Origin of the sequence: Mesorhizobium sp. M7A.F.Ca.CA.004.06.1.1, assembly GCF_003999135.1 — a bacterium.
In the GTDB taxonomy this organism is placed as follows: domain Bacteria; phylum Pseudomonadota; class Alphaproteobacteria; order Rhizobiales; family Rhizobiaceae; genus Mesorhizobium.
Genome location: NZ_RZPQ01001117.1, coordinates 1 through 1,315 on the forward strand (window position 1 = coordinate 1; position 1,315 = coordinate 1,315).

The window sequence follows — 1,315 nt, forward strand, 5'->3', positions numbered from 1 at the left end:
GGCCTGCACAATGGCGCGCCCAATGACCAGGATAACCTGTCCGAGAAGTGGGAGGCGATGTCGGTGGTCAGCGTGCTCGATGCGAAGCTGCCCGACGACTACTTCCTGTTCGTCGCCAACGACAACGACTTCCTCGCCCAGGACGGTTTTCAGGTCGGCGCGCCCTACAAGGCCGAAGACGGCGCCAATGTCGACACCATGTTCCTAGTCTATCAGGTCACGCTGCCGGGTTTGGCCAAGAAGTAACGACCACTGCACGGACGGGCGCGGTTGGCGCGTCCGCCTGGATGGCACCATCAACCAAAAGGCCCGCTCCCGGAAACGGTAGAGCGGGCCTCCTACTTTTACGCGAGTTTTGGTTTTCCACTCAGGTATATTTTCTTGTAAGCCTCGAAAACCGTCTCTAGATCGAATTTATCTTCCAACGCTGGAACAAGATTCAGAAGAGACTTCATTCCTGACAGCAAAGAGAACGCCAGGATCGAGGCCGCCTCCTCAAGTTCGCTTTCGGTGATCGACGGTTCGATCTTCAGCTCAATCCAACCAGGTCGAATTTCATGGAGATGTCGAACGAGCGAGGTCCAGGTCACATGCGCCGCGTCAGCGGATATTTCCCGGTAGACATGGGTCTGCCTGGGAAAGGGCGTCTGTATGTCGGAAATTTGGAACCTCCCCTTTGCCCCGGCACTTCTCCTCAAGAACTCTTGCAAGTGCTTTTCCGCTTCTTTTGCAAGCTTTCCTCTGCCGTTCGCCATGAATTTCTTGGCACGTGATCGCCGACTGACCTCGTCGTCAGATCGCAAGAGATCGATGTATCCGTCCTCGGTCTCAGCCAGAAACAAATGCACCGAGCATTCGATCGCTGAGCGGCAGGTCGATCGAAATGCCAAATCTCTGCCAGCATCAACTAGAACTAATGCCGACTGCGTTTCGGAAAGCAGCCGAGCCAAGAGTGCCAGCGCTGCAGACTTTCTTTCAGCGTGCTCAGCGTCACACAAGTCGATCTTGTCGAGTTCCAACACATCGACGCTTCCTAGAAATTCGCCAAACCAATCGCGCCAAACCTTGCGTATTGGCATAGCCGTCCCCATCCCCATCTGCGGCACTAGCATAACCACATCGTGCCTTGCCTCTCATAGCTTGAGTTGCAGCAACCGGCCAACACATAGCAGGTTCATCCGAACGCCCCGTAGAATCCGCGTGCAGACAAAGCGACCTGATTGAGTCGCGCACAAGCCGCACTGAAATCTTGCGTCACAGTGAGGCTGTCGCAAAGCGACTTTCTCGATGGGCACGCCTGTCGCTACCATGGCGT

At 55.4% G+C, this 1,315-nt stretch carries 1 protein-coding gene and 1 pseudogene; one reads left to right on the plus strand and one right to left on the minus strand.

The features are described from left to right. A pseudogene (locus tag EN906_RS34355) lies at nucleotides 1-246 on the plus strand (hypothetical protein); the annotation flags it as partial. 98 nt (nucleotides 247-344) lie between these two features. Here EN906_RS34355 and EN906_RS34360 read toward each other — a convergent pair. Continuing rightward, nucleotides 345-1,079 (minus strand): hypothetical protein, encoded by a 735-nt coding sequence (locus EN906_RS34360; RefSeq protein ID WP_127272720.1) that lies wholly within the window; start codon nucleotides 1,077-1,079, stop codon nucleotides 345-347. Between the last annotated feature and the right edge of the window lie 236 nt (nucleotides 1,080-1,315).

What these genes read in the sequence shown, in the direction of transcription:
- EN906_RS34360 (WP_127272720.1), bottom strand. Translation starts at nt 1,079, where the DNA reads ATGCCAATACGCAAGGTTTGGCGCGATTGGTTTGGCGAATTTCTAGGA.